The sequence below is a fragment of the Streptomyces apricus genome, assembly GCF_008369065.1.
In the GTDB taxonomy this organism is placed as follows: domain Bacteria; phylum Actinomycetota; class Actinomycetes; order Streptomycetales; family Streptomycetaceae; genus Streptomyces; species Streptomyces apricus.
Map to the genome: position 1 here is coordinate 6,612 of NZ_VDFC01000060.1, position 2,657 is coordinate 9,268.

The 2,657-nt window shown below is 68.8% G+C and carries 1 protein-coding gene; it reads left to right on the plus strand.

What is annotated here, in order from left to right; all coding sequences use genetic code 11:
- On the plus strand, positions 1-2,657 hold a 2,657-nt coding region (locus FGF04_RS32610), incomplete at both ends, for a type I polyketide synthase (protein WP_149514991.1).

Here is a 2,657-nt window from a genome sequence, read left to right on the forward strand (position 1 = left end):
GGGTGATCCGGCAGGCGCTGGCCGGTGCGGGGTTGTCGGTGGCGGATGTGGATGTGGTGGAGGCGCACGGTACGGGGACCACTTTGGGTGATCCGATCGAGGCGCAGGCGCTGCTGGCCACCTATGGGCAGGGTCGGCCGGAGGGCCGGCCACTGTGGCTGGGCTCGCTCAAGTCCAACATCGGGCACACGCAGGCGGCGGCCGGGGTGGCGGGTGTGATCAAGATGGTCATGGCGATGCGCCACGACCTGCTGCCCCCGACCCTGCATGTGGGCGAGCCGTCGCCGCATGTGGACTGGTCGGCGGGTGCGGTGCAGCTGCTCACTCAGGCCCAGCCCTGGGAGCGCGACGAGGATCGTCTGCGCCGGGCGGGTGTCTCCTCCTTCGGGATCAGTGGCACCAACGCCCACCTGATCCTTGAGGAGGCTGCGGAGACGGAGACCGTCGAGACGGCCGAGCGGTCCGGTCCGGCGCTGCCGGTGGTGCCGTGGGTGGTGTCGGCGCGTACGGGGGAGGCGTTGCGGGAGCAGGCGGCGCGGGTGGTGGCCCATGTCGCCGAGCAGGACCTGGACCCGGTGGATGTGGGGTACTCACTGGTCGCGACCCGTGCTGGTCTGGAGCACCGGGCCGTGGTCGTTGCCGCCGATCGTGCCGGGCTGCTGGACGGACTGGTCCAGGTCGCCGAGGGGCACAGCGGGGCTAACGCAGTGGTGGGCGCGGCCCGCCCGGGCAAATTGGCGTTCCTCTGTTCCGGTCAGGGCAGTCAGCGGCTGGGGATGGGGCGGGAGTTGTATGACGCCTTTCCGGTGTTCGCCCGCGCTCTGGACGAGGTGATCGGTGAGCTGGGTCTGCCTCTGCAGGACATCATGTGGCCGGCGGAAGAGGCAAAAGATCACGGTCGCCTGAACGACACCGAGTTCGCGCAGCCGGCATTGTTCGCACTCGAAGTCGCACTGGGACGGCTGCTGGAGTCGTGGGGTGTGCGGCCGGACTTCGTCGCCGGGCATTCGGTCGGTGAACTGGCAGCTGCGCACCTGGCAGGAGTGTTTTCCCTGGCGGATGCGTGTGCGCTGGTGGTGGCGCGGGGCCAGCTGATGGGGGCGTTGTCCACCGGCGGCGCCATGATCGCCATACGAGCCGCCGAAGACGACGTCGCAGCCGCGCTCGTGGGTGTGGAGCGGGTGGCGATCGCGGCCGTCAACGGCCCCGACGCGGTGGTGATCTCCGGTGCGGAGGAGGCGGTCGTGCAGGTCGCGGCGCGGTTCGCGCACACCAGGCGCCTGCGCGTCTCCCACGCCTTCCACTCCCCGCTGATGGACCCCATACTCGACGCCTTCCGCGAGGTGGCCGAACAGATCACCTACCACCCGCCCACCATCCCGTTGGTCTCCAACCTCACCGGTGCTCTCGCCGACCCCGAAGAACTCTGCACACCCGACTACTGGGTACGCCACATCCGCGAAGCGGTCCGCTTCGGCGACGGTCTGCAAGCCCTGCGCACCGCAGGAGTGAGCACGTTCCTGGAGATCGGCCCGGACGCCACCTTGACCGCTTTGGCCGATCGGGACGGGGACGCGGTTGCCGCCCTGCGCCGGGACCGGCCCGAGGCAGTCCAGCTGCTGCGTGCCCTGGGTGACGTACATACCCGGGGTGTGCCCGTCACCTGGTCCGCTCTCTTCGCAGACCGGTCCGCCCATCTCGTGGACCTGCCCACCTACCCCTTCCAGCACAAGCACTACTGGATGGAGGCCGTCCAGGACACGGTCGATGTGGAACAGGCAGGCCTGGAAACCGCCGACCACCCGCTATTGAGTGCTGCTGTTGCACTCGCCGATTCCGAGGGTGTGGTGTTCAACGGGCGGCTTTCCGTGCGTACTCATCCGTGGCTGGCCGACCATGCGGTGATGGGCACGGTGCTGTTCCCCGGTACCGGCTTCGTCGAACTGGCCATCCGCGCGGGCGACGAGGTGAGTTGCCCCGTTATCGACGAACTGACTATTGAGGCCCCGCTCGTCTTCTCACAGCATGATGCTGTCGTGATTCAGGTGGTTGTGGGCGCGCCCGAGGGTTCGGGCGCACGGTCGGTGACGGTGTATTCGCGCAGTGAGAACGCTCTTGATGAACCATGGTTGCGGCATGCCGACGGCGTGGTCACGCCGGTAGAGCAGAAGGCCACTGAGCAGACAGGCTCAGACATGGGGGTGTGGCCGCCGGTTGGTGCTGTTGCGGTGTCGTTGGAGGGCTTCTACGAGGAGCTGGCCGGGGAGGGGTTCGGTTACGGTCCTGTCTTCCAGGGACTGCGTGCGCTGTGGCAGCGCGAGGAAGAGGTGTTTGCCGAGGTCGGACTGCCCGTCCAGGCCCAGGACCAGGGCGCACGTTTTGGACTGCACCCGGCCCTGTTCGACGCCGCCCTGCACGCCCTGGCCGGCACCGACCCGACCAGCCACACCGGTCAGGGACCGGGGGTGCAGCTGCCCTTCGCCTGGCAGGGCGTGAGCCTGCACGCTTCGGGAGCCACCGCCCTGCGCGCCCGCCTGCACCCCACCGGACCGACCACCACCGCCATCAGCCTCACCGACCCTGACGGAACCCCCGTCGCCACCGTCACCTCCCTCACCACCCGCCATCTCTTCCAGCTCCACTGGACACCCCTCACC